We start from the raw sequence: 23,055 nt of genomic DNA, 5'->3' as shown, positions 1-23,055 counted from the left end.
CCGGTTCTGGGGGGCAGACGCCTGTTGAATCACCCTCGAATCCCGTTCGCCACTGAAATCAGCCCTCGGCCGTTAACCTGAGCCCGTTGCCCTGGCCGCTGTTCGCATTCCATTGACCCCGCGCTCCGGCGGCCTATTCTAAGGGGGTGTCAGATGGCTGGATGGCCGCCTTGACCGTGGCGACACGGCCGGGGAGGAAAGTCCGGGCTCCACGGGAACACGGTGCCGGATAACGTCCGGCGGGGGCGACCCTAGGGAAAGTGCCACAGAAAGCAAACCGCCCGTTCGCGCGCCCCTTGGGCGTGGCCGGCGGGCAAGGGTGAAAGGGTGCGGCAAGAGCGCACCGCTCCCCCGGCGACGGGGGAGGCACGGTAAACCCCACCGGGAGCAAGACGGAGTAGGAGCGGCCGGCCCAGCTCTTCGCGGAGTGGGGGCAGGCGGGTTTCCGCGCCGCCGCTCGGGTATGTCGCGCGAGGCGTCCGGCGACGGGCGTCCCAGATGAATGGCCATCCATCGCGTTTCGGAGCGATCCGGGGCGCGGGGACAGAACCCGGCTTACAGGCCATCTGACGCCCAGACCTTCCGTCCGGTGGATGGGAAGCGGCCGACGTCCGCGCCGGTCAGGCACAGCGGCGGCGTGAGCCCCCGCGTGTGAATCCGTGTTTCGTCGGGCCTTGTCGCCGAACGGCCGGGGTCCGTCGGTTGTCAATCCGGACGAGAGGGGCCGTGACACCAAGTCCGCGGGACGAACCATGCCCGTTGTTCTGCGCCTGGAAGGGGCTCGGTTTTTTTTCTACTCGAACGAAGGCCGGCCACCGGAGCCGCCGCACATTCACGTCCGCCGGGCGGGCGCCGAGGCCAAGTTCTGGCTTGGTCCGCCTGTGCAACTGGCCCAGAATGACGGCTTCGAAGCGGCGACGCTGCGGCGGCTGACCAAGGTCGTCGAGGCCCATCGTCAGGAGTTGGAGGCCGCATGGCATGAGTATTTCGCCTGAGCGTGTCACGTTTGACGATGACATGATGTGGGTGGCCCTACGTGACGGCCGCACGGTCGGCGTGCCGCTGGCGTGGTTCCCCCGGCTACTGAACGCGTCGCCGTCCGAGCGCGCGGCGTTCGACCTCAGCCCGCGTGGCATTCACTGGGACGCGTTGGACGAGGATATCTCGGTCGAGGGCCTGCTGGCCGGCGCGGGCGACCTGACCCGCGCCCGCGACACGGCGGCGTGAGCCCCAGCGTGTGAATCCGTGTTTCGTCGGGCCTTGGTGCCGAACGGCCGGGTTCCTCTGATCGTCAACCTGGGCTAAACGGGGCCGTGTCCCCCGTTCCCTGGAGCCTGCCCGAGTCATGACTGACCCCGCTCCCGCCCCTTCGGGCGCGCGCCTGTTGCCGGCCCTGGCGTGGCAGGTGCTGATGGCCGTCGTGGTGTGCGCGGCGCTTCTGGCGTGGTTGGCGACCGCCGACTCGTTTGACGCGCTGCTGCCGGCGCTGACCGGAGTGGATCCCTGGCCGGTCCTGGGGGCGCTGGGGCTGTACCCCCTGATGACCCTGAGTCGGGCCTGCCGGCTGCGGGCCGCGCTCGGTGGCCCCGTTCGGCTGTGGCCGCTCACGCAGGTCGCGGCCCTGCATTCGATGCTCGCGTCGTTCGCGCCCATGCGCCTGGGGGAGTTGTCCCTGGTGTGGCTGCTGCACCGGGCGGCGGGCACGCCGCTGGTGGCGGGGTCGGCGCTGCTGTTGGTGTTGCGGCTGATTGATCTGGTGGTGGTGCTGGCCGCCGGGATGTTCGCCCTGGCGCTGCTTCCGGCGGCGCGGTCGGCGTTGCCGGACGCGTTGCCGTGGGCCGGCGCGGCGGCGGCGGTTCTGGTGGCCGGCCTGATGCTGGCACCCCGGTTGGCGGGCATCCTGGCGCGCCTGACCCCCCTTGATTCGGGCGGACGCCTGGGGCGGGTCTGGGTCACCCTGCTGGAGGCCCTGACCGCCCTCACTCCGGGCCGACTGGCGCGGCTGCTGGCCTGGTCCCTGGTCATCTGGGGATTGATCTTCCTCATGGCGTGGCTGTGCGCCAACGCCACGCCCGCCCCCGTGGGGCTGGCCGGAGGCGTGGCGGGCGGCAGCGCCACCGCGCTGGCCTCGGTGCTGCCGGTCAACACCTTCGCCAACGCCGGCACCTTCGAGGCCGCCTGGGTGCTGGCCCTGATGCCGGCCGGCCTGGAGGAAGTGGCCGCCCTGGCCACCGGCATCGTTTTTCATGCCATGACGCTGGCGGGATCGGCTGCATTGGGGGCTATCGCCGTTCTGACCGGCGGCTGGCCGACGCGGGCGCCATCCGGCTGACCGCGCCGCCCGACACCCGTGCTCAGCGGGCCGCGACGTGTCGGCGCAAGCGTTTCATGGCTGTGGACCAGGCCGCGTTCTCCAGGATCATCAGGCCGTCGTCGAGCCGGGTGTTCAGGCGGTGCAGTTCCAGGTCGGTTTCAGCGTCGTCGTTTTCGACGGCGGTGCTCACGGTTCGGTACTGCTCCATCAGACGCCGATACGCCGCCACCAGCCGATAGACCAGGACCCGGTCCCGAGAGATGCCACCGCCGGAGCCGAAATAGCCATCCAGAAGGGGGATGATCTGATCGCCGGACAGGCGCGTCCGTTCCGACAGGTCGGCCAGTTCGTAATGAGGGTCACCCATGGACGAGGCGCTCCAGTCCGTGGCAATGACCCGCGTTCCGGTGTCGAAGTACGCGTCCGCCTCGGGCGCATTGATGCAGGGAGTCGGCGCCGTTGGCGCCTTGTTCAGCACATCCCGGCAGTCATTCACGACGTCCGACAGCATGGCGAGGCTGCGCAGCGGCAGCCCGAACGCATTGTCGCGGGTCCAGGTCTGGCTGGTCCGCACACCCGCGAACGGGTCGCTGTGTCCCCGGAAGTCGAGCCCGCTGACGTGCAGCAGACGCAGCGTCCGGGCAATCCGGGCCATCACGTCGGGATCGCGGATGCTTGAGTCGGTGACGGGCACGCCCGGCCATAGCGGATAGGCCCACAAGCCGTCCGCCGGGTCGAATTGCAGGGTTGCGGGCGCCAGGCCAAGGGGAGCAACAGCGCGAAGATTGTGGATCTCGTCCTGGATCCGGGGCGCGGGATGCCGCTCGCTATCCCCTGGGCACTCCTCGTCCCCGTCGTCATCCGGCGCGGGGGCAGAGGGGGCTTCTGGGAGGCGCACGACCAAGGGGAGGCGGAGGTCCTCCATGTCGACCTGATACCGGACCCAGCCGCCGCCGCTTCCCACGGGGGCGATGCGCAGCCCGACAGGGTCAAGGCCGGTCAGAATCGCCACGCGGTCGCACAGGCGCCGGGCGAGGGCCGCGCCCGTCTCCGTCATGCTCCTGTCTCCCGTTTTCCGGGGCTGTCCTGTCCCGATGCCCGCTTGGCCCGAGCCTTGTCTTGGTAGTGCCGCAGAGCTTTTGCCACCCTCCGGATCGGTCCGCCCCAGTCATCGGGCACGGTCTGGCGGGCCAGTTGCAGGGTGGGATACCAGCCGACACGCGTTCCGGACAGGCCCCATCGCCATTCGGCCGCGAACGGCAGCAGCACGAGTCCGGGACGCGCCAGACATCCCGTCAGATGCGCGGTCAGGGCATCGGCGGTGACGACGATGTCCATGGCGGCGATCCGGGTGGCCAGGGCGTCCAGATCAGTGGGGCCGTCGGGGACCTGATCAATCCAGGTGTCGTAGCCATGGTCGGCCCGCAGGGTCTCCAGGGCGCCCGCCGTCGGGCCGGCCTGGACGGAAACGAAGCGAATGCCCTTGAGGCTGAACACCGGCGCCCAGGCCTCAAGCGGCACGACGCGGTCCGGTCGCTGCCGGGCGTTCAGCGGGGACCAGCACACCCCCACCAGCAGTTCGGCGTCGGTGTCGGCCAGGCACCGCGCCCGGGCCTCGGCCACCGCCGCCGCGTCGGCGGCGATGCTAGGCTCATCGGTGATGACATCGGCCGGGTCCGGCCCCAGCAGACGGGCGAGGCTGCCGAATGGAACCTGGGCGCCGATATCGGGCGCGTGGGTCTCTTCGGCCGGCGGATTCGCGGCGGCGACGACCGTCGCATCGGCAACCGCTCGGGCCACCAACGACACCAGGCGTCGGTCGACCTCCAGCACCAGTGGCGCGTTGGCGGCTTCACGGGCGGCCGCGGCCATACGCAGAAACATCAGCTCCTCGACCGCCCCTTGTTCCTCACGCCAGATCAGGAGCCGCTGGCCGGCGTCCAGCGGCCCACCGTCCCACGGCGTCTGATGGAAGGAATCGGCGGGACGATCCGTCTTCAGCACCCGCCACTCGTATTCCTCCCAGCCGTCCTCCCAGTCGCCCCGTCGCAGCAGGGCTTGCCCGAGCGCCAAGTGAACGTCGGTGTTGTCCGGCTGATGCTCCAGCATGCGGGCGTAATGCTCGATCGCCGGATCGATCTGGTTGCGCCGCTCCAGAATGCGGGCAATCAGGCTGTGGCATCCGGACTGATCCGGACCACGCAGCAGGGCCGCATGACAGGCGGCCACCGCTTCGTCGCCGCGTCCGGCTTGCTCCAGAATCTGGGCCAGATGATGGAAGGGCGCCCCCACCAGGGGGTTGGCGGCAATGGCGCGCCGGCACGACGCGGCGGCCGCGTCCGGTCGATCCAGCCGGCGCAGGAGGCTGGCATGGACCAGCAGCAATGAAACCGGCGGGGGTGTGCCGTGTGACTCCATCGTCTGCTCGATCACGGTCACCGCTGTTTCGGTCTGCCCGGCCGCATGAAGCGTCAGGGCGCGCAACCGGACCACCTCCGGGTCGTGCGGACGCCGTTCCGCGAGGCGCGCCAGCAGATCGGCGGCCGGCCCGGGATCGCCCAGGCGTCGCAGGGCATCCGCCGCCGCCAAGGCAAGGGAGACCACCTCGTCCTCAAGAGGGCTGGGTGCGTCCACCGCCAGCGCGCCGGCCTTTCGGAACAGGGTTCGGGCGCGGTCATGCTGGCCGGCTCCTTCCGCTTCCTCCGCCTTGGTCATCAAGGACTGGGGCGCGACCGGGTCGGTGTTGATCGGCGGCCCGTGTCCGGCGTCCCCGCCCGGTTCCGGCCGCGCCTCGGCGGCTTCGGCGCCTGTTGCAGGGATTTGGCGCCGCAGGTCCAGGGCCGCCGCATCCGTTGGAAAGATCGCCAGCACGCGTTCCACGAGGCGATCCGCAGCGGTCGCGTCGCCGTGCCGGTACAACTGTCCGGCCATCTCAAGCACGGGGGCGCGGCCGAACGCCGCCGGCAATCCCAGCATCCAGGGGTCCGAGTCCGCCCGCATCCGGCCGACCATGGCCGCCATGGCGTCTCGCCAGGCCTCAAGGGCACCGGTTCGATCATTTTGCCGTTCTAGCGTGCAGGCCAAGCCGATATTCGCGCCAACAGCATCAGGCCTTTGGGCGAGGACGCGCCGGAAATGGGTTTCGGCGGTTCCGAAGGCGCCGTCGGCCAGACAGGCGCCGCCCAGGGCCACGTTGAGTGTCGCGTCCGCGTCGCCGAGCACCGCGCGGGCGTCCTCCAGCCAGCCACGGGCGGCCTTGGCGTCTCCCTGACGAAGCGCCGCCAGACCGAGAAGGCGCATGAACGTTCCGCGCTCGTCGGGCGCCTGATCCTCGCCGAGCGCGCCGGCCAGCGCGCGCACGCCGACATCGTCGCCCGCCGCGAACAGGCGCTGGGCCTGGGTTAGGGGATGCACGGCATGGCCGTTTTCGCTATCTATGTCGCCCGCCTCCGGGCCGGACCTGTCCGACATGCCTGCCGAGCCTTGTATCCTTGAACGCGGGCGCAGACCGCTTCGTTCCAACAGGGACGCATTCACGGAACGCTGTCAAGGCCACAACGGCGGGTGATTCACTGTCGCCTCCACCGAGAAGGGCTATTGTTCCTTTACCAACGAAGCCGTACCTTTTAGACACGATCTCTAGGATCATCCTTGGCCTCTGTGGCGGTTCTCCGGCGCCAAGTCGAGATCGGCCATCCCGGAACGGATCGCATGCCGACGATCGCTCATTATGAGGTTTATGCGCTGGAGAACGGCGGGTGGGTTCTGCATGGGCGGTACACCAGCGCTGAAAAGAACCAGGCGCTGGATGAGGCCCGAGAACTTGACGCGCGCATCCGACGTCCGACCAAGGTGATCCGGGAGTCCTATAATACGGACACAAACAGATACACGGATCAAACGGTCTTCAGAAGTCCGTTGGCGCGGGGCGAACGCGAACGGGCACGGGACCGCGAGGCGCTGGGACCTGTCGGCGGGACGGCCTTTCACGGCACCCGCCCCCATACGGTGATCCCGCCGGGGCTGGAAGAGGCATTCGGAACCGAATCGGCCGACAAGCCGCCGCGCCATTCCCTTCTCGGCAAACCCAAACCCGTCCGCACCGTGCGGGATCTGGTCGCCCGTCTGATGTTCGTGGTGATCGCCAGTCTGGTGATCGCGACCTCCGGGACCGCGTTGATCCCGGTTGGAATCAGCATGCTTCGCAACGCAGGCGTCTATATCGACACCATTTTGTTGTCGGAGACCCTGTTCGCGGCCTTCATGGTTCTGGTTCTGGGGACCGGGCTCCTCCTGACCGCGCGACTGGTCCCGCTGGAAGGGTTTCTGGAAGACAGCGCACGGGCGCGGAAACGCAAGGCCGACAGCGCGAGGTCGGCCGCCGTGAAAAAGTCCATGCCGGAGAGGGAGCGCAAACCCGAACCGTCCAAACGAACGCCAGAACCGACCCCAGAACCGACGGACGACTCGGGAGAGGCCGCCGCCCCCGAAGAAATGAGCGCCAAGGATGCACCGACACTCCAAGAATACCAGAGGCTGAAACGCGAAGAAAAAGAGCGCGAAAAAGAAGAAAAAAAGCAGAAAAAAGCGGAAAAGAAGAAGGAAGGCCAGGAGGAAGAGGCCCCACAGCAGGCGCGGTCGGGCGAAGCCGATGGCGAGGCAGAGGCGGCGACCGATCCGGACGCTCAGGACCAGCAGGCTGAGCCGAAGGCGCCCGTCAGCCCGGCGCTGTCCGCCGGCCGGGACCTCCTGCATTCGTTCCTGGGCAAGTACGTTTCGGCCCTCAAGACCATCCGCTCCCACCTGGACACCTACAACAGGTTCGGCATCAATCTCTATCTGGCCGGGTGCTGCGACGTTCTTGGACACCGGGTGGGCATGAGCCGGTCCGAATCCCAACTCCTGCTGCGCGAAACCGCCGAAATCATGGGGACGCGCCCGGCCCTTGCACGATCCTTCGTCGTCCAGCTCGACACCTATCTGACAGAGGAACGGTATGCGCAGATGGTGCAATACGGACGCGAGGCCATGACCCTGATGTTGAACGGCGGTGTCGAGCCGTTCGACAACCTGGGCATGGTGGTGGAGGACTGGAACACCCCCAGAACCCAGAAGGTGACGGGCAATACCATCGCCATCGTCTTCACCGACATCGTGGGTTCCACCGACATGACCAGCGCGGTCGGGGACATCAAGGCCCAGGACATCCTGAGGGCGCACAACTCGGCCGTCCGCTCCGCCCTGGGCCGCTTCTCGGGGCGCGAAATCAAGCATACGGGCGACGGCATCATGGCCACGTTCGAGCATGTCCCCGACGCGGTGCGGGGCATGGCCGACGTCCTGAAGGCGGTGCGCGCCCACAACCAGACCCACCCGGACATGCCGTTGCGCATCCGCATCGGCATCAATGCCGGCGAGCCGATCAGCGCCGAGAACGATTATTACGGGCTCGCCGTGACCATCGCCGCGCGCGTCTGCGCCAAGGCGGATGCCGACCAGATCATGGTGTCCCAGGTGGTGCGCGACATGTGCGCGGATACGGACCTGCGGTTCGCGGATCGGGGCACCGAGACCCTCAAGGGGATCAAGGGGCCGCAGCCGATCCATGAGGTGCTGTGGGGCGGATCCCCCAGCGAAACCGAGGGCGCCCCCGACGAGGCGACGACCGAGGGGGCGACGACCGAGGGGGGCGGTGAACCCGAGGTCGAGCACGGGCCACGAGAGGACGAGGCGTCCGGCGCCACGGCGCCGTTGCCCGAGGGGTCGTTGGACCATGAGGCGCCGCTGCCCGTCGATCCCGAGGCGGACGGCTGGGTGGACGAACAACTGGTCCACAAGACCGCGCCCAAGACGCCGCGATCATAGGGCTCCCTTATCATAAGGCTAAAGGGGTCGATTTTTTCTCTTGCGGCCCCGATTTCTCCAACCCAAATCGACGCCATCCGGTTGCCCGAACGGGGACCGGTCCCGGCCGAAAGGCCTCGCGCGGCGGTGCCGGCGAGCCCTTGGCCGACCTGCAAACCGCGGCATCCGGGTTGCGATCACACGATGCGCCCGGCTGTCCCCAAGTCGCTTCTGCCCAAGTCGCTTCTGAAGGAGGACTTCGACATGCGTACTTTTGATCTGACCCCTCTGCATCGTTTCGCCATCGGCTTCGACAACGTCAGCCGTCTGCTGGATACCGCCAGCCGCCTGGACGAGCAGGCCGCCGCCTATCCGCCCTACAACATCGAGAAGGTCTCCGACGACGCCTACCGCATCACCATGGCGGTCGCCGGCTTCGCTCCGGAAACCCTGGATGTGACCGTGCACGACAGCACGCTGATTATTTCCGGCCGTCAGGAGCGCGCGGAGCCCGAGGGGCAGTACCTGCATCGGGGCATCGCCACCCGCGCGTTCGAGCGCAAGTTCGAACTGGCCGACCATATCAAGGTGCGCGGCGCGGCCATCGAGAACGGCCTGCTGCATGTGAGCCTGGAACGCGAGGTGCCGGAGGAGAAGAAGCCGCGCCGGATCGAAATCGCCTCCGCGTCCGGTCCGACCGCGATCACGCACGCCAGCACCGACAAGGACGCGGCTGCGGCGTAAGCGTCCGCTTCGGCACATCCATCCCGGTCTCGGCATGCGCGCCGGGGCCGGTGATGCGCTGACCATGGCCGGGCATGGCCGGGCGGGCGGCCCGGGACCTGATACCCCGGGACCTGATACGAAGTCCGTTTGATGCGGTCCGGTTCGTGTCTGGGGCACCTGTTGGATCCGCACCGAGAGTCGCGTCCCTGGTGACGGTCTCATCCAGAGACCGGTCGGCCACGCATGATGCCCCTTCCCCGATGCGGCGATCCGAGCTACCTTCCGTATCCCCGAGATCACTCTTGCGGAGCGGATGACAGCACCATGCCCTTCGGTCTTTCCCTGAAGGGGCGCCGCGTCGGCGCCGACACGTTTGGAAACGTCTATTTCGAGGAACGCGGCCGGCCCAAGGGCCGGCGGCCCAAGCGCTGGGTCGCCTACAACGGTGTGCCGGAGCCGTCCAAGGTGCCGGCGGAGTGGCACGCTTGGCTGCACCACACCGTGGATGCGCCCCTTGAGGTCACGGATCGGCCCTGGGCCAAGCCGCACGTCCCCAATCTGTCCGGCACACCGGCGGCTTATGTGCCCACCGGTGACGAGCGACGCGGCGGCCGGCGCCGGCCGGCCAGCGGCGACTACGAGGCCTGGACCCCGGGCACCTGATCAAGGACGGCGAACGGATTGGGACGACGGGAGCGCGGATCGTGACCACCGAGGCGCGGCGGGAGATCATGGTCGGAACGGCGGTTCTGGTGGCGGCCGCGCTGGTCTTTGCCTACAGTTCCTCCGGGGTCGGCGACCGGAACACGGGGCCGTTGCGCGAGGATGGCGCCTACGAGCTGACGGCCCGGTTCGGACAGGCCGACGGCATCGCCCCGGGGACGCCGGTGCGCATGGCCGGCATGCCCGTCGGCGAGGTGGTGGCCATGGAACTGGGCCCGTACTATCGCCCCGTGGTGACCTTCCGTATCAACGGCGATGTCGAGGTGCCGGTCGATTCCGCGGCGATGATCCATACCGACGGCCTGATGGGCGGCAAATTCGTCGAACTGGAACCGGGTGGAGCCCTGGACGCGCTGGAGCCGGGGGACAGCTTTGATTACACGCAGGATTCGGTGATTATCGAGGACCTGCTGGCCAAGATCGTCGCCCGCGCCAAACAGGAACGCGGTCTGGACCCCTCCAAGCCTGTGGGGTACTGAACCGGGAACCGTTTCATGGGGGCGTTGGCGACGGGTGACGAGTCGTTGGTTGGGGCGAGGCGCGAGGCGCCGAATCCCAACGGGTTTGGCCGATTGGCCCGGACGATGTTGGGGGTCGCTCCGCTCACTCCACCCGATGCGGTTGCTGAACCGGGGCCGGATCGCGGAACCTGGGAACAAGATGGGAGAGGACACACCGAACCATGAACCGCAATCCCCTCGAAACCATCATGGGGGCTCTGGTTCTGCTTGTGGCCGCCGTGTTTCTGGTGTTCGCTACCACCACCGCCGATCTGCGTCAGGTCCAGGGTTATCCGCTCCACGCCAGCTTCACCAAGGTGGGCGGCCTGTCGGTGGGTGGCGAGGTTCGTCTCGCCGGCATCCAGGTCGGCTCCGTCACCGGCCAGCGGCTGGATCCGGACACCTTCGAGGCGGTCGTGGACATGAGCGTGCTGGACAGCGTGCGCCTGCCCACCGATACCCGAGCGGCCATTGCCAGCGACGGCCTGCTGGGCGGCAGCTACATCAAGCTGATTCCGGGCTCGTCCGACGACATGCTCGAACCGGACGCCGAACTGGCGCGTACGGAGAACTACCAGTCGCTGGAGGATCTGGTCGGCGAGATCATCTTCCTGGCCACCCAGCCGGCCGGGGGCGGCGGATAGGATCCGCCGCCCGGCTCGGCTGCCGCATCCCTACAGCGCCAGATAATTCTGCAGCGAGAGCTGGCTGACGCGGGCGTAGCTCTGGTACGAGACTTCCAGGGCGCGGACATCGTCCTGAAGCCGTGCGGCCGCGACCATGGTGTTCACGTTCTCGAAGGCGCCGATCCGGTTTTCCAGAAACGTCTCGTAGCCCAGCGAATTCTCCAGGGCCGTATCGACCGTGATCTGCATGTATCCGATGCGCTGAGAAATTTCCTCGATGTCGCTGCTCATTTCCGACGACGTGGCGTTGTGATTGATGGCGTCGTTCAGCAGGGCGAGGGCATCCCGGATACGGTCCGGTTTGAATGCCCTGGTGAAGACCTGGGCATCCGTCGTGGTGTCGAGGGTTTCCGTGGTTCCGGTCCCCGCGATATCGACGACGTCATAGTCCGGCACCGCCTCGAAATACAGACGCGACACGCCCACACCGTCATTGTCCTTGCCGACGACCTTGAACGCCTTGTCGCCGTTCTCGAAGTTGTTGCGGTCGCTGCTGAACGAAACCGTCTCTCCGACCTGGATGTCGTCGAAGGCGTTCAACTGATCGGATTGGACCCAGCCGCCGGTGATGTCCCCCAGCGCCAGCGTCGGCGGGTCCGGGTTGGCGAGCAGCGCGCCCGGCGGGGCCTCGTCGAATGTCAGAGTGCCCAGGTTGGCGGTGACGTCATGCGTCAGGCTGCCCTGCGCCAGAATGCCGAGCGCGCGTATGGCTTTCTCGAACGCCGGATCTTTGGCGTTGATGCCGAGTTCCAGGGTCCGTTGTTCGCTGATCCGGTGCTCAAGCTCCAGGTCGTCGCCACCGTAGTATGTGATGGTTTCGACGGTCACGGACGCCAGATCGAAGTCGGCGGTCGGATCCTTTCCGTTCTGGCCGCCGCTGAGTTCGAGCGTGCCGGCCCCGGCGTTGGAGAGGACCGTGTACACGTCGGTGACGTCATTGCCGTCGGTCAGGCGAATGGTGCTTCCCGCCGGAATGTTGTCGAACGCCGTGACAGGGTTGATGGTGAGCGTATAGGGCGTCGCCGGCGGCGGTCCCCCGCCGGCCACCAGGGGCGGCGTGTATTCGGCGGGTTTCAGTTCGACGTTGGCGACGTGGGCCCCGCGTGCCTGGCTGGCCGACGGGAGGGTGTCATTGATGCGCGATCCTGGATAGGTAATCGTCGTCCCGTCGTAGAAGTCCTGGAACTCTTTTAGCGATCCAAAGGGGAGTTTGGCAGAGGTCCTGTCCGTGCGGCCGCCAGAAAAGAGATAGTCATCATCAGCTTTTGAGTTCAAAAGAGACGAAATTTCCTGAAGGCGACCGAATGCGAATTGCTGCAAGCTCTCCAGTTTGTCCAGTTCATCCCCGTTCAGGACGTTGTTCTTAATGCTCAGAACATCCAGCGAGTTGATCTGGTCGCGCATGGAATGCAGGGAATCCTTGATGCCCGTGACCGCCGTGTTCATGACGCTCAACCGCGTCTCAGCGATCGCGTTCGTCTGGCGGAAGCGCTGTACGCCGGACAATTCTGTCTCGACACTGACCAGCCTGAAACTGGCGGACGAAATGCCGGTGTAGTCCTGCGACTTCTTTTCGGTCACAAGCTGTGTCTGCGATTCGTACATGCGCTGTTGCAGCGTGGTCATCTGCTGCACCAGCGAACTTCTCTGGGCGAAGGTGCCCACACGCGAGATCATCGAGAGCATGGCGTCGCCTCCTGCTTGGCCCGGTCACGGTCGCCCTGGACGGGGGCCGTGCATCCCTTTCCGTATCTTTCGTTTTTGCTTGCCGCCGCGCTGGTCATGGTTCTGATTCCCCGCGTCACAGAATGCTGTTTAGAATGTCGAACATGTCGGAGATGGTGGAGATCACCCGCGCCGACGCGGCGTAGCTCTGTTCGAAAATGATCAGTTCCGCCAGTTCCTCGTCCAGGTTGACGGCGCTGATCTCCGCGTTTTTCAGGCTCAGCGTGTCGACCAAGCTAAACTGAAATTCCAGCCGGCTCTCGTTGCGGGCGGCCTCGCTGGCATTCGCGGACACGGTCATCGCCGCGAACTCGGCCAGGGTCTTGGTGGTCCCCGGCAGGTCGCCGGCGCGTTCGAACCCCTGGGTGGCCCGCAGGGCCTCGGCGAGGGCGTTGGCCGTGCTGTTGTCGCCGGGACTCAGCGAGTACTCGGTGGTGTCGCTGTTGTAGATCATCGCCCCGCGCGAGATCAGGGAGGGATTGTCGACGATCTCATCCTTGATCTTCAGGGTGTTCGCGAGTCCGCCGTTGCTGACCTCCAGACCCAAGGCGTCGATCAGGCCGGTGCCGCCGGCCTGCGTGACCGCCATGTCGTACCCGTTGAGCTGCTTGAGGCGCAGTCGCACGCCGTCGCCTTCCCGCACCACTTCGGCTTCCAGGACCCCGTTCAGGCCGCTTCCGGTGGCGTTGATCTTGTCGGCAATGTCCTGGATGGTGTCGGTGGCGGCGATGGAAATGCTGCCCCAGCCCAGGTTTGGGGCGGGGGCGCCGGGATGGGCCGTGTCCGGGTCGTTGTCGCTGAAGGTCAGTGTCCCGGCCGTCATGGGGGACCAACTGGCGGACTTGATGTCCGAATCCCAGACCCAGTCCTTTTGCGCCGTCGTATAGATATCGTTGAGACCGAAAAAGTTGGAGAACCCGTTGACGGTGGTGTCGTTGGTGCCGTCGCCATCCATGTCGAAGGACATCTCGGCATCGTCCTGGGTCGACGTTGCCGCCGTCGTGTTCTCGTCACGGAACGCCAACCCGTAAGCCGTGGTGTTCAGGTTGATTTCCAGAACGCCGTCCGCGTTGACCGCGGCAGAGGCGCCCGGGTCGGCGTTGGCCTTGAGCCAGGTATCGAGAACCGATGCGACATCGGCGACGGTCTCGCCCGTCTCCAGGTCTCCGGGACCCGGCAGGGTGGCGACCAGGGCCTTGATGTCGGTCTGCGCAACCTGGGTCCCGTCGGAGTCGAACAGGGCGATGATCGTGTTGTGATCCGCGTCCATGGAGATGGTCTGGGTCGTTGAGTCCAGAAACGTCCGCGTGCCGACGAACTGGTTCGCCAGGTTCGGATAGCTGGTGCCGCGATTGTTGACGAGGTTGACCGTCTCCTTCAGACCGGCGGCGAGTTCGTCAAGCTGGGCCTGATAGTCGGTCAGGGTCGAATCGCGCATCTCGATCAGCGCCGCCAGCTTGCCCTTTTTGATGTCGTCGGTGATGTCGGCGTTGTTGACCCTGATGCCGGTGATGTCGTTGCCGCCCTTGGTCAACAGGGCGGAGATACCGGACAGCGAGGTGTGGCTGAGTTCCTTGACCTGCTGGTCCAACAGGATGTCGCCACCCTGGGTGAAAACCGTCAGTTCGCCGCTGTTGCGCTCGAACGTGGTGATGTTCATCAGCGCCGTCAGGTCCTGCACCGCCTTCTCGCGTTGATCGAGCAGATCGGTGCCGTCCTTGCCCGTGCTGAGGGCGTTGGCGATGTCCTGGTTCAGGTTGTGGATGTCGTGGAGCAGTTCGTTGACATCCCGGACGGCATCCTCGATGGCCTGATCGGCCTCCAGACGCAGACGCTGCAGCGTCTCACCCATGCTGTTCAGTTTGTAAGAGACAGTCTCGGCGCTTCGCGCTGTCGCCAAATGCTGTCCGGTCTCGTTGGGGTCCAGGGCCAGGGCCTCGATCTCGTCGGCGAGGTCACCGATCAGATGGGCGATCGAATTGTTGTCGCCCGGTCGGCCGAACAGGGACTGCATGCGCTCGAAGTATTCGGCGACGACGGCATATTCCTGAAGCTGGGCGTTCTCGCGGTTCAGTTCCTGCATCAGGCCGTAGTCGACCCGTCGGGTGACCTCGGTCACCTGCACCCCGGCGCCGGTGCCGTTCAGGACCAAGCTTTCCTGGTTGAAGACCTTTTTGGTGTAGCCGGGCGTGTTGACGTTGGCGATGTTGCGCGAGACCAGGTCCAGCCCCTTCTGGCTGACCTGCAATCCAAGCAATCCTGTGTTCAAGGCTTGGGTCAGGCTCATGGATCGTGTCCTTTCCGCGCCGCGACCGGCTTCTGCCGGTCACAGGTTCTGATTGTACGACAGCGTTACCCGCGACGGCACATGGCCCGAATCGTCGAGCCGGCCATCGGCGGCGTAACCGGCGGCCTGTTCCTCGTTGACCTCGCGCACCGCCTTGACGACCAGTCCCATCAGGCGGTTGGTGCCCTCCATGGTGCTCTTCAGCAGGCGGGCGTTCTCGGACAGATGGGCTTCGAGCCAGACGCCCGTCGCGCGGACGATTTCGCGTTCATCCTCGGGTAGCCCTGTGAGGTGACCCGGATCCCGATGAATCGCCAGCATGCGCTGCCGGTACACGTGGGTGCAGGTGTTCTTGCGCTCGGTCAGGGCCTTGACCGCCTCCACATCATGGACGCGCAGGGCCTTGTTTTCCTCGATCAGCAGGTCGGCCAGGGTCCGTGCGGCGCGCACCACCTCGGCGGCTTCGGGGTTGGAGCGCACGGTCCCTTTGGGTGGGCGGGCTTCGCGGGCGGCCCGGCCGGGTTCGGAGGCGCGGCGCGACCGGCGTACGGCACTCTCGGCGGCGCGGCGTGGCCCGCTCGGTCGCCGTGCCGACGTGACGGTCGGTTGCGGCGCGGCCGGCGCCGACGTGACGGGGGCCGGCCCCGGCGTCGCGGGGCGAGAGCCAAGCCCGCCCGACGCGGCGGCGGGGGGCCGCGCGACGCGGACACCGGCGGCCGACGGCGGCGCGGGAGGGGCGTTTTCGCCGCGCGCGGACGGCGGCGGGGCGGTCCCGATGGACAGCCTCGGCGTGCCGGCGGCGGACGCACCCGGTCCCGCACCCGCCTTATCGGGGGCCGCCGGCCGTGGTCCGAACGCCGACCCGATGGTCGGCGGCGGCTTCAAGGTTGGCTTGTCCGATGACATGACTGGCATCCTCCCTACGTCCTACATCAGGCCGATTGTTCCTGGGCGGACAGCATGGTCCGCATGACGGCGTCGGTGACCCCCACGCCGCCGCCCTGGGCGATCTGGCGGCCGTATTCATCCACCAGCAGCGAGCGCCAGACGCTCTCGGCGTGACCGCCACCAAACGGCGGCGCCGTGGATAGCCCGGAGAACATTGGTTGCAGCATCTGCGACAGGTAAAAGGCCTCGAAGTCCTTCGCCGCCGCCCGCGCCCCGTCCATGTCGCCGGCCCGTGCGGCCGACGCCATCGCCGAAACATGCGCCAGCCCGGCACCGCCGGAAGCGGCCTGGGAGGCCATCGCGCCCTGAGCCTGGATCATGCTGTCCATGGTCTCCACTCCTACCCCTGCCGTCCCTACATCACCTGGATTTCCGCCTGCATGGCGCCGGCGGCCTTGATGGCCTGAAGAATCGAGATCATGTCACGCGGCCCGACCCCGAGTGCGTTCAGGCCGTTCACCAGATCCTGAAGCGTCACGCCGGGATTGACGACCGTGAGCCGATTGCCCTCTTCCTCATCAACCGTGATTTCGGTGCGCGGCACCACCTCGGTTTCGCCGGTGGTCGAGAACGGCGCCGGCTGTGAGACCTGCGGCGTTTCCGTCACGCGGATGGTCAGATTGCCCTGGGCGATGGCCACGGTATCGACGCGCACGTTTTCGCCGATGACGATGGTGCCGGTCTGCTCGTCGATCACCACGCGGGCCAGTTGGTCCGGCTCGACGCGCAGTTGCTCGACATCGGTCAGCAGCGCCACGACGCCGCCCGGGTACTCGCGCGGCACCCGCACCAGGATGGTGCCGGGGTCGAGTTGGCGTGCCACCTCGGTGCCCAGGAAGGTGTTGATGGCATTGGCCACCCGCCGCCCGGTGGTGAAGTCCGGATTGCGCAGGCTGATCTTGACCGATTCCATGTCTTCCAGGGTGAACGGAATTTCCTTTTCGATGATCGCCGCGTTGGGAATGCGGCCATTGGTGGGGACGCCCTTGGTGACGGTCTCCGCCTCGCCCTGGGCGACGAAGCCGCCGACCTGAACCTGACCCTGGGCGACCGCATAGACCTCGCCGTCGGCGCCCATCATCGGCGTCACCAGCAGGGTTCCGCCGAGCAGATTGCTGGCGGTGCCCAGAGCACTGATGGTGACGTCGATCCGGCTGCCCTGACGGGCGAACGGCGGCAGCGTCGCGGTGACCATGACGGCGGCGACGTTGTCGGGCGACAGGTCGTCGTCGCGCGTGTTCACGCCCATGCGCTCCAGCATGCCGATCAGGCTTTCGCGAGTGTAGGGGTCGTCGTCCATGTCGTCGCCGGTGCCGTTGAGCCCGACCACCAGACCGTAGCCGATGAGAATGTTGTCGCGCACGCCCTCGAAGCTGGCGATGTCCTTGACGCGCGACGCGGCCCAGGCCGCCGGCGCCATGGCCAGAACCAGAAGGCCGAGCGCCATCACGGCGGCCAGCAGGGCGGTCGCGGCGTGGGCGCGTCGGGTGCGCGGCGAACGACGGTCAGGCATGGTCCTCATCCTGGCTCTCCCGTTGATCCAGGGGCGCACGCCACGCGGCATGACTCCCCGGCGGGGCGCGGCAGAGACACCGCGCCGTCCCGGTCGATGCGAACCGCGTGCCAGCGGTGGCGGGGCGAAATGTCAGGACTTTCAGGGCGTTGTGCAGGGGCGCGCCGGGATGCGGTGGGCAGGTCCGGCCCGCAGGCCGGCAGATGTTGCCCAGCGGTCGCGTCAGGGGTCGCGAGGGGCCGGCGGCTGGCGCCGATGTGGTTGAATCTCTAAAATTCTATGAATCTTAATATGTTATTTACATGTCCTAAGAGATCGATTTATTGTTGATCCCAGGATTATAAACCCGGTGCATCGGTCTGGCGTGATGGTTGCAGGTTCTGGGATCTGGACAGTAGCATGGTTCAACAGGCGGGGCCGGGCCGGCCATTCTAGGGTGTAACGGCCGGGCGGCGGGATCAAAACGGGTAGACGCGATGACCATGAAGATCGAAGGGCCGTCTCGTGGCGCTCCTGGAAATCGCTCCCGGCGCGCGGATCGCGCCGGAGACGCCGCCTCCGGCCTGGATTTCGAGCGGGCGCTCAAGGGCTTCCTCACCGAGGCTCCGGGCAGCGGAAGCGGGACCGACGATATTGCCGAGGCCCAAGGCGTCGGCGGGCTCGATGGGTTGCTGGCCCTGCAGGAGGTCGGCGCGGCGGACGACGCCGCCCAACGCCGACAGCGCCAGACCCGTCTGATCCGACGGGGCGAGGACATGCTCGACCGTCTGGAAGAGGTTCGCCTTGGTCTGTTGCTGGGCGCCATCCCCAAGGACCGCCTGATGGAACTGGCCAGCATGGTCCGTGCCAAGCGGGAGCAGGGACCGGATCGCCAGCTTGACGCCCTGCTCGACGAAATCGAACTGCGTGCCGAGGTTGAGTTGGCCAAACTGGCTCGCGCCGGCGCGTGAGTCCGGCCCGGTCGCGGCTGAACTGCTCGTCGGCCGGATGGCATTCCCGCGTTGTTACAGGTTCGGAATATGCTAATGTACGTGTCCACCCGGCCCGGATCGGGTATGGATTGAGAGCGGCGGGGCGGGCATGACCGAGGACGACCTCCAGAAACTGCAAGAGCAGGCGCGCGGCGCCAGCACCTTGCTCAAGGCCATGAGCAATCAATACCGCCTGCTGATCCTGTGTCAGCTGCACGGCAACGAGTGCTCGGTCGGCGAACTGGAGCGGGTGGTCGGCCTCAGCCAGTCGGCCCTGTCCCAGCATCTGGCGCGCCTGCGCCGCGACGACTTGGTGCGCACCCGGCGGGTGGCCCAGACCATCTATTACTCGCTGAAGGGCGACGAGGTCGCGGCGATTCTCGGGACCTTATACACGATCTATTGCGCCCCGCGGGCCGCCGCGCCCGGCGATGTGCCGAAGCCCGCCGGCGAGGGGTGCGGCGCTTCCGCGGCGTCCCCGGCCGGCGCGGGCTGACCGCGCCGACGCGCCCGGCACATCAGCGGGTGGCCACCTGATCGCGGCCGGTCAGGATGTAGTCTTCCACGCACGGCACGGCCGCGCCCAGGAGAACCGGCGCGCCCACGGCGAAGCTGGGCAGAAGGGCCTCGCAGGCCTCCGGCGCCGGACGTGCCGCCACCGTCGCGGCTGAGTCGGCCTCCAGCAGGAAGGTGCGCAGGCACCCGGCCGCGCGGAACGGCACGGGACGGCCGATGGCCACGTTTTCCAACGCGCCGTCGCACAGCGCCTCAGGGGTCGCGGCGAACGCTTCCGATGTGAAGACAACGGGGATGTCGGCGGCGGAGGGCGTCTTCATGGTCCCGGGCATGGTTTCTGGGGCGGCCCCGGCGGCGCCAGCCAAGCCGACGGTCAGGGCGACTGCGGTCAGGTATCCGGCCAAGCGGGTCATGGGTCGATCCTCCCTGAGTCCTGGCGTGTCGATCCGGACCTTGCATCCGATCCGACCGGGCATCTTCGCCTGGAATAATGACTATTTTCCGCGCGAACCGTGGCAGGAGTCTGTGACCCGGGTCACCGGCCCGCCCGATTCCCGCCCTGAGGCATCATGCGGCGTCCGGATGAAGGGGTCGGCGCACCGCAGGCGCGCGCTGTTCTTTCGCCCCATCGGAGCGATCTGATTCACATCCGCGGCGGCGGCGCGGGTTTGACTCCCGGACGGGGAACGCGCTATGCCCGCCTCCCGTGATCGCTGGACACGTCGCCTCCCGTGCTGAAACGACAGATCGAGAAGGCCCTGCACGAAACCAAGGGCCGCGTCACCCTGGCCGGGATGCCGGAGGGGCACGACGCCCATGTGCTCACCGCCCTGGCCCGCGCCCGAAAGGGCCGGCCGGTGCTGCACGTGGCGCGCGACGACGTGCGGCTGGCGACCCTCGTCGAGGTCGCCCGCTTCATGGCGCCGGACCTGCGCGTGCTGGACCTGCCGGCATGGGACTGCGTGCCGTATGACCGGGTCTCGCCGCACGCCGACATCCTGGCGCGGCGCATCGAGACCCTAGCGGACCTCGCGTCCCTGCCGCCCGACGCCCCGGCGCCCGACCCGCTGTTGATCGTGACCACCGTCAACGCCGTCACCCAGCGCCTGCCGCCGCGCGAGTCGCTGGCCGGGTCCGCCTTCCCCATCGTCAAGGGCGAGAGCCTGGACATGGAGGCCCTGCTCGGCTTCCTCGGCCGCACCGGTTATGTGCGCGCCGAGCAGGTGATGGAACCGGGCGAGTACGCCGTGCGCGGCGGTCTGGTGGACCTGTTCCCGCCCGGCCACGCCGACCCGCTGCGCCTGGACCTGTTCGGCGACGAGGTGGACGGCCTGCGCGTGTTCGACGCCGTCAGCCAGCGCACCACCGGCGAGGCCGACCGCGTCGTCCTCAAGCCCATGAGCGAACTGACGCTGGACGACGCCTCCATCGCCCGCTTCCGTTCCGGTTATCGCGAATTGTTCGGCGCGCCGAAACGCGAGGACGCGCTGTACGAAACCATCTCCGCCGGGCAGGCCATGGCCGGCATGGAACACTGGCTGCCGCTGTTCCACGACGGCATGGACACGCTGCTGGCCTATGCGCCCGAGGCGATCGTCACCCTCGATCCCGACGCCGAGGCCGCCCGCGCCGCGCGCTGGGAGCAGATCGAGGAATACCACGCCGCCCGGCGCGACATCGCCGTGTCGGGCTCGGGCGAGGGCGGCCTGATCTACAACCCGATTCCGCCGGAGCGGCTGTTCCTGACGGACGAGGACTGGGCACGTTTGTTGGGCGCGGCGCCCCGCGTGTTCGACCTGTCGCCCTACGCCCCGGCCGAGGCGGCGCCGGACACCCTGGACATGGAGGGCCGGCCCGGTCGCGACTTCGCCGACGTGCGCGCCCGCACCGGCGAGAACGTGTTCGAGGCCGTCGCCGCCCACGCCGGCGAGCGCATCCACGCCGGGAAACGGGTGGTGCTGGCGGCGCACTCGCTAGGCTCGCGCGATCGGCTGGGCGGACTGATCCGCGATCACGGATCGGCGCCCGTGGAAACCGTGGAAAACTGGGCCGATCTCGCCACGGCGCACAAAGACGCCCTGGCCCTGGTGGCGCTGGGCTTGGACCGGGGGTTCGAGACCCCTGAAATGGCCGTCATCGCCGAACAGGACGTACTCGGCGACCGCCTCGCCCGACCGCAGAAGAAGAAGCGCAAGGCCGACTCGTTCATCCAGGACGCCTCGACTCTGGTCGAGGGCGATCTGGTGGTGCACGTCGATCATGGCATCGGCCGCTATGACGGGCTGGAGACGCTGACGGTCGGCGGCGCGCCGCACGACTGCATCCGGGTCATCTACGCTGGCGAGGACAAGCTGTTCGTCCCGGTGGAGAACATCGAGGTCCTGTCCCGCTACGGTTCCGAGACCGCCGGGGTGAACCTCGACAAGCTGGGCGGGGTGGGTTGGCAGGCGCGCAAGGCCAAGCTGAAGAACCGCATCCGCGATATGGCGGAGCAGTTGATCCAGGTGGCCGCCGCCCGCCATCTCCGCAAGGCCGAGGTCTACACGCCGCCCGAGGGCCTGTACGACGAATTCGCCGCCCGCTTCCCCTACGTCGAGACCGACGACCAGTTGCGGGCCATCGGGGAAACGCTGGAGGACCTGGGCGACGGCAAGCCCATGGACCGGCTGGTCTGCGGCGACGTCGGCTTCGGCAAGACCGAGGTGGCACTGCGCGCCGCCTTCGTCGCCGCGCTGTCGGGCCAGCAGGTGGCGGTGGTGGTGCCGACGACATTGCTGGCGCGCCAACACTACAAGACGTTCAGCGAACGCTTTGCCGGCCTGCCGGTGCGGGTCGGCCACCTGTCGCGGCTGGTCACCGGCAAGGCGGCCACGGCGGTGAAGGCCGAACTGGCCAGCGGTACGCTCGATGTCGTTGTCGGCACGCATGCCCTGCTGGCCAAGTCGATTCACTTCAAGACCCTGGGCCTGCTGATCATCGACGAGGAGCAGCACTTCGGCGTCGCGCACAAGGAGCGCCTGAAACAGCTCAAGAGCGATGTCCACGTCCTGACCCTGACCGCCACGCCGATCCCGCGCACCCTGCAACTGGCGCTGACCGGGGTGCGCGAGATGAGCCTGATCGCGACCCCGCCGGTGGACCGGCTGGCGGTGCGGACGTTCGTGCTGCCGTTCGATCCGGTGGTGATCCGCGAGGCCATTTTGCGTGAGCGCTACCGGGGCGGGCAGTGCTTCTATGTCTGTCCGCGCCTGAAGGACATCGACGAGGTGGCGGAGCGGCTGGAAGCTCTTGTCCCCGAGGTCAAGGTGGCCGTCGCCCACGGCCAGATGGCGGCGAAGCAGCTTGAGGACGTCATGACCGCCTTCGCCGACGGGCAGTATGACATCCTGCTGGCGACCAACATCATCGAGAGCGGCCTCGACATGCCGCGCGTCAACACCATCATCATTCACCGCGCCGACATGTTCGGGCTGGGCCAGCTCTATCAGTTGCGCGGCCGCGTCGGGCGGGCCAAGGCGCGCGGCTATGCCTACCTGACCATCCGGCCGAACCGGAAACTCTCCAAGGCGGCCGAGAAACGGCTGGATGTCATGCAGACGCTCGACACCCTGGGGGCCGGGTTCACGTTGGCCAGCCACGACCTGGACATTCGCGGGGCGGGCAACCTGCTGGGCGATGAGCAATCCGGCCATATCCGCGAGGTCGGCATCGAACTCTATCAGCACCTGCTGGAGGAGGCGGTGGCCGCCGCCCGCTCGGGCGAGGGGATGGAGGCGGCCGAGGAGACCTGGTCGCCGCAGATCACCCTTGGCTCGCCGATCCTGATCCCCGAGGGCTACGTGCCCGACCTGGGGGTGCGGCTGTCGCTGTACCGGCGCATCGGAGACGTGACGGCGGACGACGAGGTCGAGGCGCTGGCGGCCGAGATGATCGATCGCTTCGGCCCGCTGCCGACCGAAGTCGAGAACCTGTTGAAGGTGATCCGCATCAAGGTTCTGTGCCGTATGGCCAACGCGGAGAAGATCGACGCCGGGCCGAAGGGCGCGGTCATCACCTTCCGGGGTAACGACTTCCCCAACCCGGCCGGGCTGGTGCAGTTCATCGGCAAGAACGTGACGAGCGTGAAACTCCGGCCCGACCACAAGCTGGTCGCCAAGCGCGACTGGGCGGACGACGCGCGGCGTTTGCAGGGCCTGCACCGGCTGATGAAGGATCTGGCCGGGGTGGCGGCGGGGTAGGCGCCTTGCGAAAGCCGCGCCCCCGGCATTCCGCTGGCCAAGGGATCGGGCGCGCGGTACTTTG

Annotated in this window: 19 protein-coding genes and 1 other RNA gene; 12 read left to right on the top strand and 8 right to left on the bottom strand. The window is 67.4% G+C overall.

The features are described from left to right. The first annotated feature begins 149 nt into the window (after window positions 1-149). From rnpB to BLS85_RS14230, 4 genes are all read left to right on the top strand, one after another. Window positions 150-574, top strand: an RNA gene (gene rnpB / locus BLS85_RS14245) — RNase P RNA component class A. A gap of 178 nt (window positions 575-752) precedes the next feature. Further along, the gene (locus BLS85_RS14240; RefSeq protein WP_092787399.1) at window positions 753-995 is read left to right on the top strand and encodes a DUF4160 domain-containing protein; all 243 of its coding nucleotides are present in this window, start codon (window positions 753-755) and stop codon (window positions 993-995) included. Beyond that, window positions 979-1,227 (top strand): DUF2442 domain-containing protein, encoded by a 249-nt coding sequence (locus BLS85_RS14235; protein WP_092787398.1) that lies wholly within the window; start codon window positions 979-981, stop codon window positions 1,225-1,227. The genes BLS85_RS14240 and BLS85_RS14235 overlap by 17 nt, the downstream gene beginning before the upstream one ends. A 118-nt stretch (window positions 1,228-1,345) precedes the next feature. Then, a complete protein-coding gene (locus BLS85_RS14230) occupies window positions 1,346-2,332 on the top strand; it encodes a lysylphosphatidylglycerol synthase transmembrane domain-containing protein (protein WP_092787397.1) in 987 nt (328 codons plus the stop codon). A gap of 22 nt (window positions 2,333-2,354) precedes the next feature. Here BLS85_RS14230 and BLS85_RS14225 read toward each other — a convergent pair whose 3' ends face one another. Next, complete coding sequence (locus BLS85_RS14225) at window positions 2,355-3,371, bottom strand: protein kinase family protein (RefSeq protein ID WP_092787396.1); 1,017 nt, start codon at window positions 3,369-3,371, stop codon at window positions 2,355-2,357. Then, complete coding sequence (locus BLS85_RS14220) at window positions 3,368-5,785, bottom strand: tetratricopeptide repeat protein (protein ID WP_092787395.1); 2,418 nt, start codon at window positions 5,783-5,785, stop codon at window positions 3,368-3,370. The genes BLS85_RS14225 and BLS85_RS14220 overlap by 4 nt, the downstream gene beginning before the upstream one ends. Window positions 5,786-6,025: 240 nt before the next feature. Between BLS85_RS14220 and BLS85_RS14215 the strand changes: the two genes are divergently transcribed. From BLS85_RS14215 to mlaD (BLS85_RS14195), 5 genes are all read left to right on the top strand, one after another. Next, the gene (locus tag BLS85_RS14215; protein WP_092787394.1) at window positions 6,026-8,179 is read left to right on the top strand and encodes an adenylate/guanylate cyclase domain-containing protein; all 2,154 of its coding nucleotides are present in this window, start codon (window positions 6,026-6,028) and stop codon (window positions 8,177-8,179) included. Window positions 8,180-8,422: 243 nt separating this feature from the next. After that, window positions 8,423-8,902 (top strand): Hsp20 family protein, encoded by a 480-nt coding sequence (locus BLS85_RS14210; RefSeq protein WP_092787408.1) that lies wholly within the window; start codon window positions 8,423-8,425, stop codon window positions 8,900-8,902. 306 nt (window positions 8,903-9,208) lie between these two features. After that, window positions 9,209-9,547, top strand: a complete 339-nt coding sequence (locus BLS85_RS14205) for an NADH:ubiquinone oxidoreductase subunit NDUFA12 (RefSeq protein ID WP_176793753.1) — start codon at window positions 9,209-9,211, stop codon at window positions 9,545-9,547. 41 nt (window positions 9,548-9,588) lie between these two features. After that, window positions 9,589-10,086 carry an outer membrane lipid asymmetry maintenance protein MlaD gene (gene mlaD / locus BLS85_RS14200; protein WP_092787392.1) on the top strand — a complete coding sequence of 166 codons (498 nt, stop codon included), beginning with the start codon at window positions 9,589-9,591 and terminating at the stop codon, window positions 10,084-10,086. 203 nt (window positions 10,087-10,289) lie between these two features. Next, window positions 10,290-10,751 (top strand): outer membrane lipid asymmetry maintenance protein MlaD, encoded by a 462-nt coding sequence (gene mlaD, locus BLS85_RS14195; protein WP_092787391.1) that lies wholly within the window; start codon window positions 10,290-10,292, stop codon window positions 10,749-10,751. A 30-nt stretch (window positions 10,752-10,781) separates the two neighbouring features. Here the strand turns inward: mlaD (BLS85_RS14195) and BLS85_RS14190 are convergent, their stop codons facing one another. The 5 genes from BLS85_RS14190 to BLS85_RS14165 all read right to left on the bottom strand — a co-directional run bounded on the left by BLS85_RS14190 (window position 10,782) and on the right by BLS85_RS14165 (window position 17,266). Continuing rightward, window positions 10,782-12,479, bottom strand: coding sequence for a hypothetical protein (locus BLS85_RS14190; protein WP_092787390.1), 1,698 nt, complete (start codon window positions 12,477-12,479; stop codon window positions 10,782-10,784). Between the two features lie 115 nt (window positions 12,480-12,594). Continuing rightward, window positions 12,595-14,805: a flagellar hook-associated protein FlgK gene (flgK, locus tag BLS85_RS14185; protein WP_092787389.1), complete on the bottom strand. Its 2,211-nt coding sequence runs from the start codon at window positions 14,803-14,805 to the stop codon at window positions 12,595-12,597. Between the two features lie 39 nt (window positions 14,806-14,844). After that, the gene (locus tag BLS85_RS19305; protein ID WP_218128435.1) at window positions 14,845-15,285 is read right to left on the bottom strand and encodes a hypothetical protein; all 441 of its coding nucleotides are present in this window, start codon (window positions 15,283-15,285) and stop codon (window positions 14,845-14,847) included. Between the two features lie 452 nt (window positions 15,286-15,737). Beyond that, window positions 15,738-16,082: a rod-binding protein gene (locus BLS85_RS14170; RefSeq protein WP_245699243.1), complete on the bottom strand. Its 345-nt coding sequence runs from the start codon at window positions 16,080-16,082 to the stop codon at window positions 15,738-15,740. Window positions 16,083-16,108: 26 nt separating this feature from the next. Next, window positions 16,109-17,266, bottom strand: a complete 1,158-nt coding sequence (locus BLS85_RS14165) for a flagellar basal body P-ring protein FlgI (protein ID WP_176793750.1) — start codon at window positions 17,264-17,266, stop codon at window positions 16,109-16,111. A 476-nt stretch (window positions 17,267-17,742) separates the two neighbouring features. Between BLS85_RS14165 and BLS85_RS14160 the strand changes: the two genes are divergently transcribed. Beyond that, on the top strand, window positions 17,743-18,216 hold the full coding sequence (locus tag BLS85_RS14160; RefSeq protein WP_092787386.1) for a flagellar assembly protein FliX: 474 nt from the start codon (window positions 17,743-17,745) through the stop codon (window positions 18,214-18,216). Window positions 18,217-18,346: 130 nt separating this feature from the next. Beyond that, the gene (locus BLS85_RS14155; protein WP_092787385.1) at window positions 18,347-18,733 is read left to right on the top strand and encodes an ArsR/SmtB family transcription factor; all 387 of its coding nucleotides are present in this window, start codon (window positions 18,347-18,349) and stop codon (window positions 18,731-18,733) included. A gap of 22 nt (window positions 18,734-18,755) precedes the next feature. Here the strand turns inward: BLS85_RS14155 and BLS85_RS14150 are convergent, their stop codons facing one another. Further along, a complete protein-coding gene (locus BLS85_RS14150; protein WP_092787384.1) occupies window positions 18,756-19,166 on the bottom strand; it encodes a hypothetical protein in 411 nt (136 codons plus the stop codon). 381 nt (window positions 19,167-19,547) lie between these two features. On the opposite strand from BLS85_RS14150, the gene mfd reads away from it, so the two are divergent. Beyond that, window positions 19,548-22,991: a transcription-repair coupling factor gene (gene mfd, locus BLS85_RS14145; protein ID WP_092787405.1), complete on the top strand. Its 3,444-nt coding sequence runs from the start codon at window positions 19,548-19,550 to the stop codon at window positions 22,989-22,991. Window positions 22,992-23,055 lie beyond the last annotated feature (64 nt).

It is taken from the genome of Rhodospira trueperi (assembly GCF_900101965.1).
Classification (GTDB): Bacteria; Pseudomonadota; Alphaproteobacteria; order Rhodospirillales; family Rhodospirillaceae; genus Rhodospira; species Rhodospira trueperi.
This window is presented reverse-complemented; position numbering and strand designations above follow the sequence as displayed.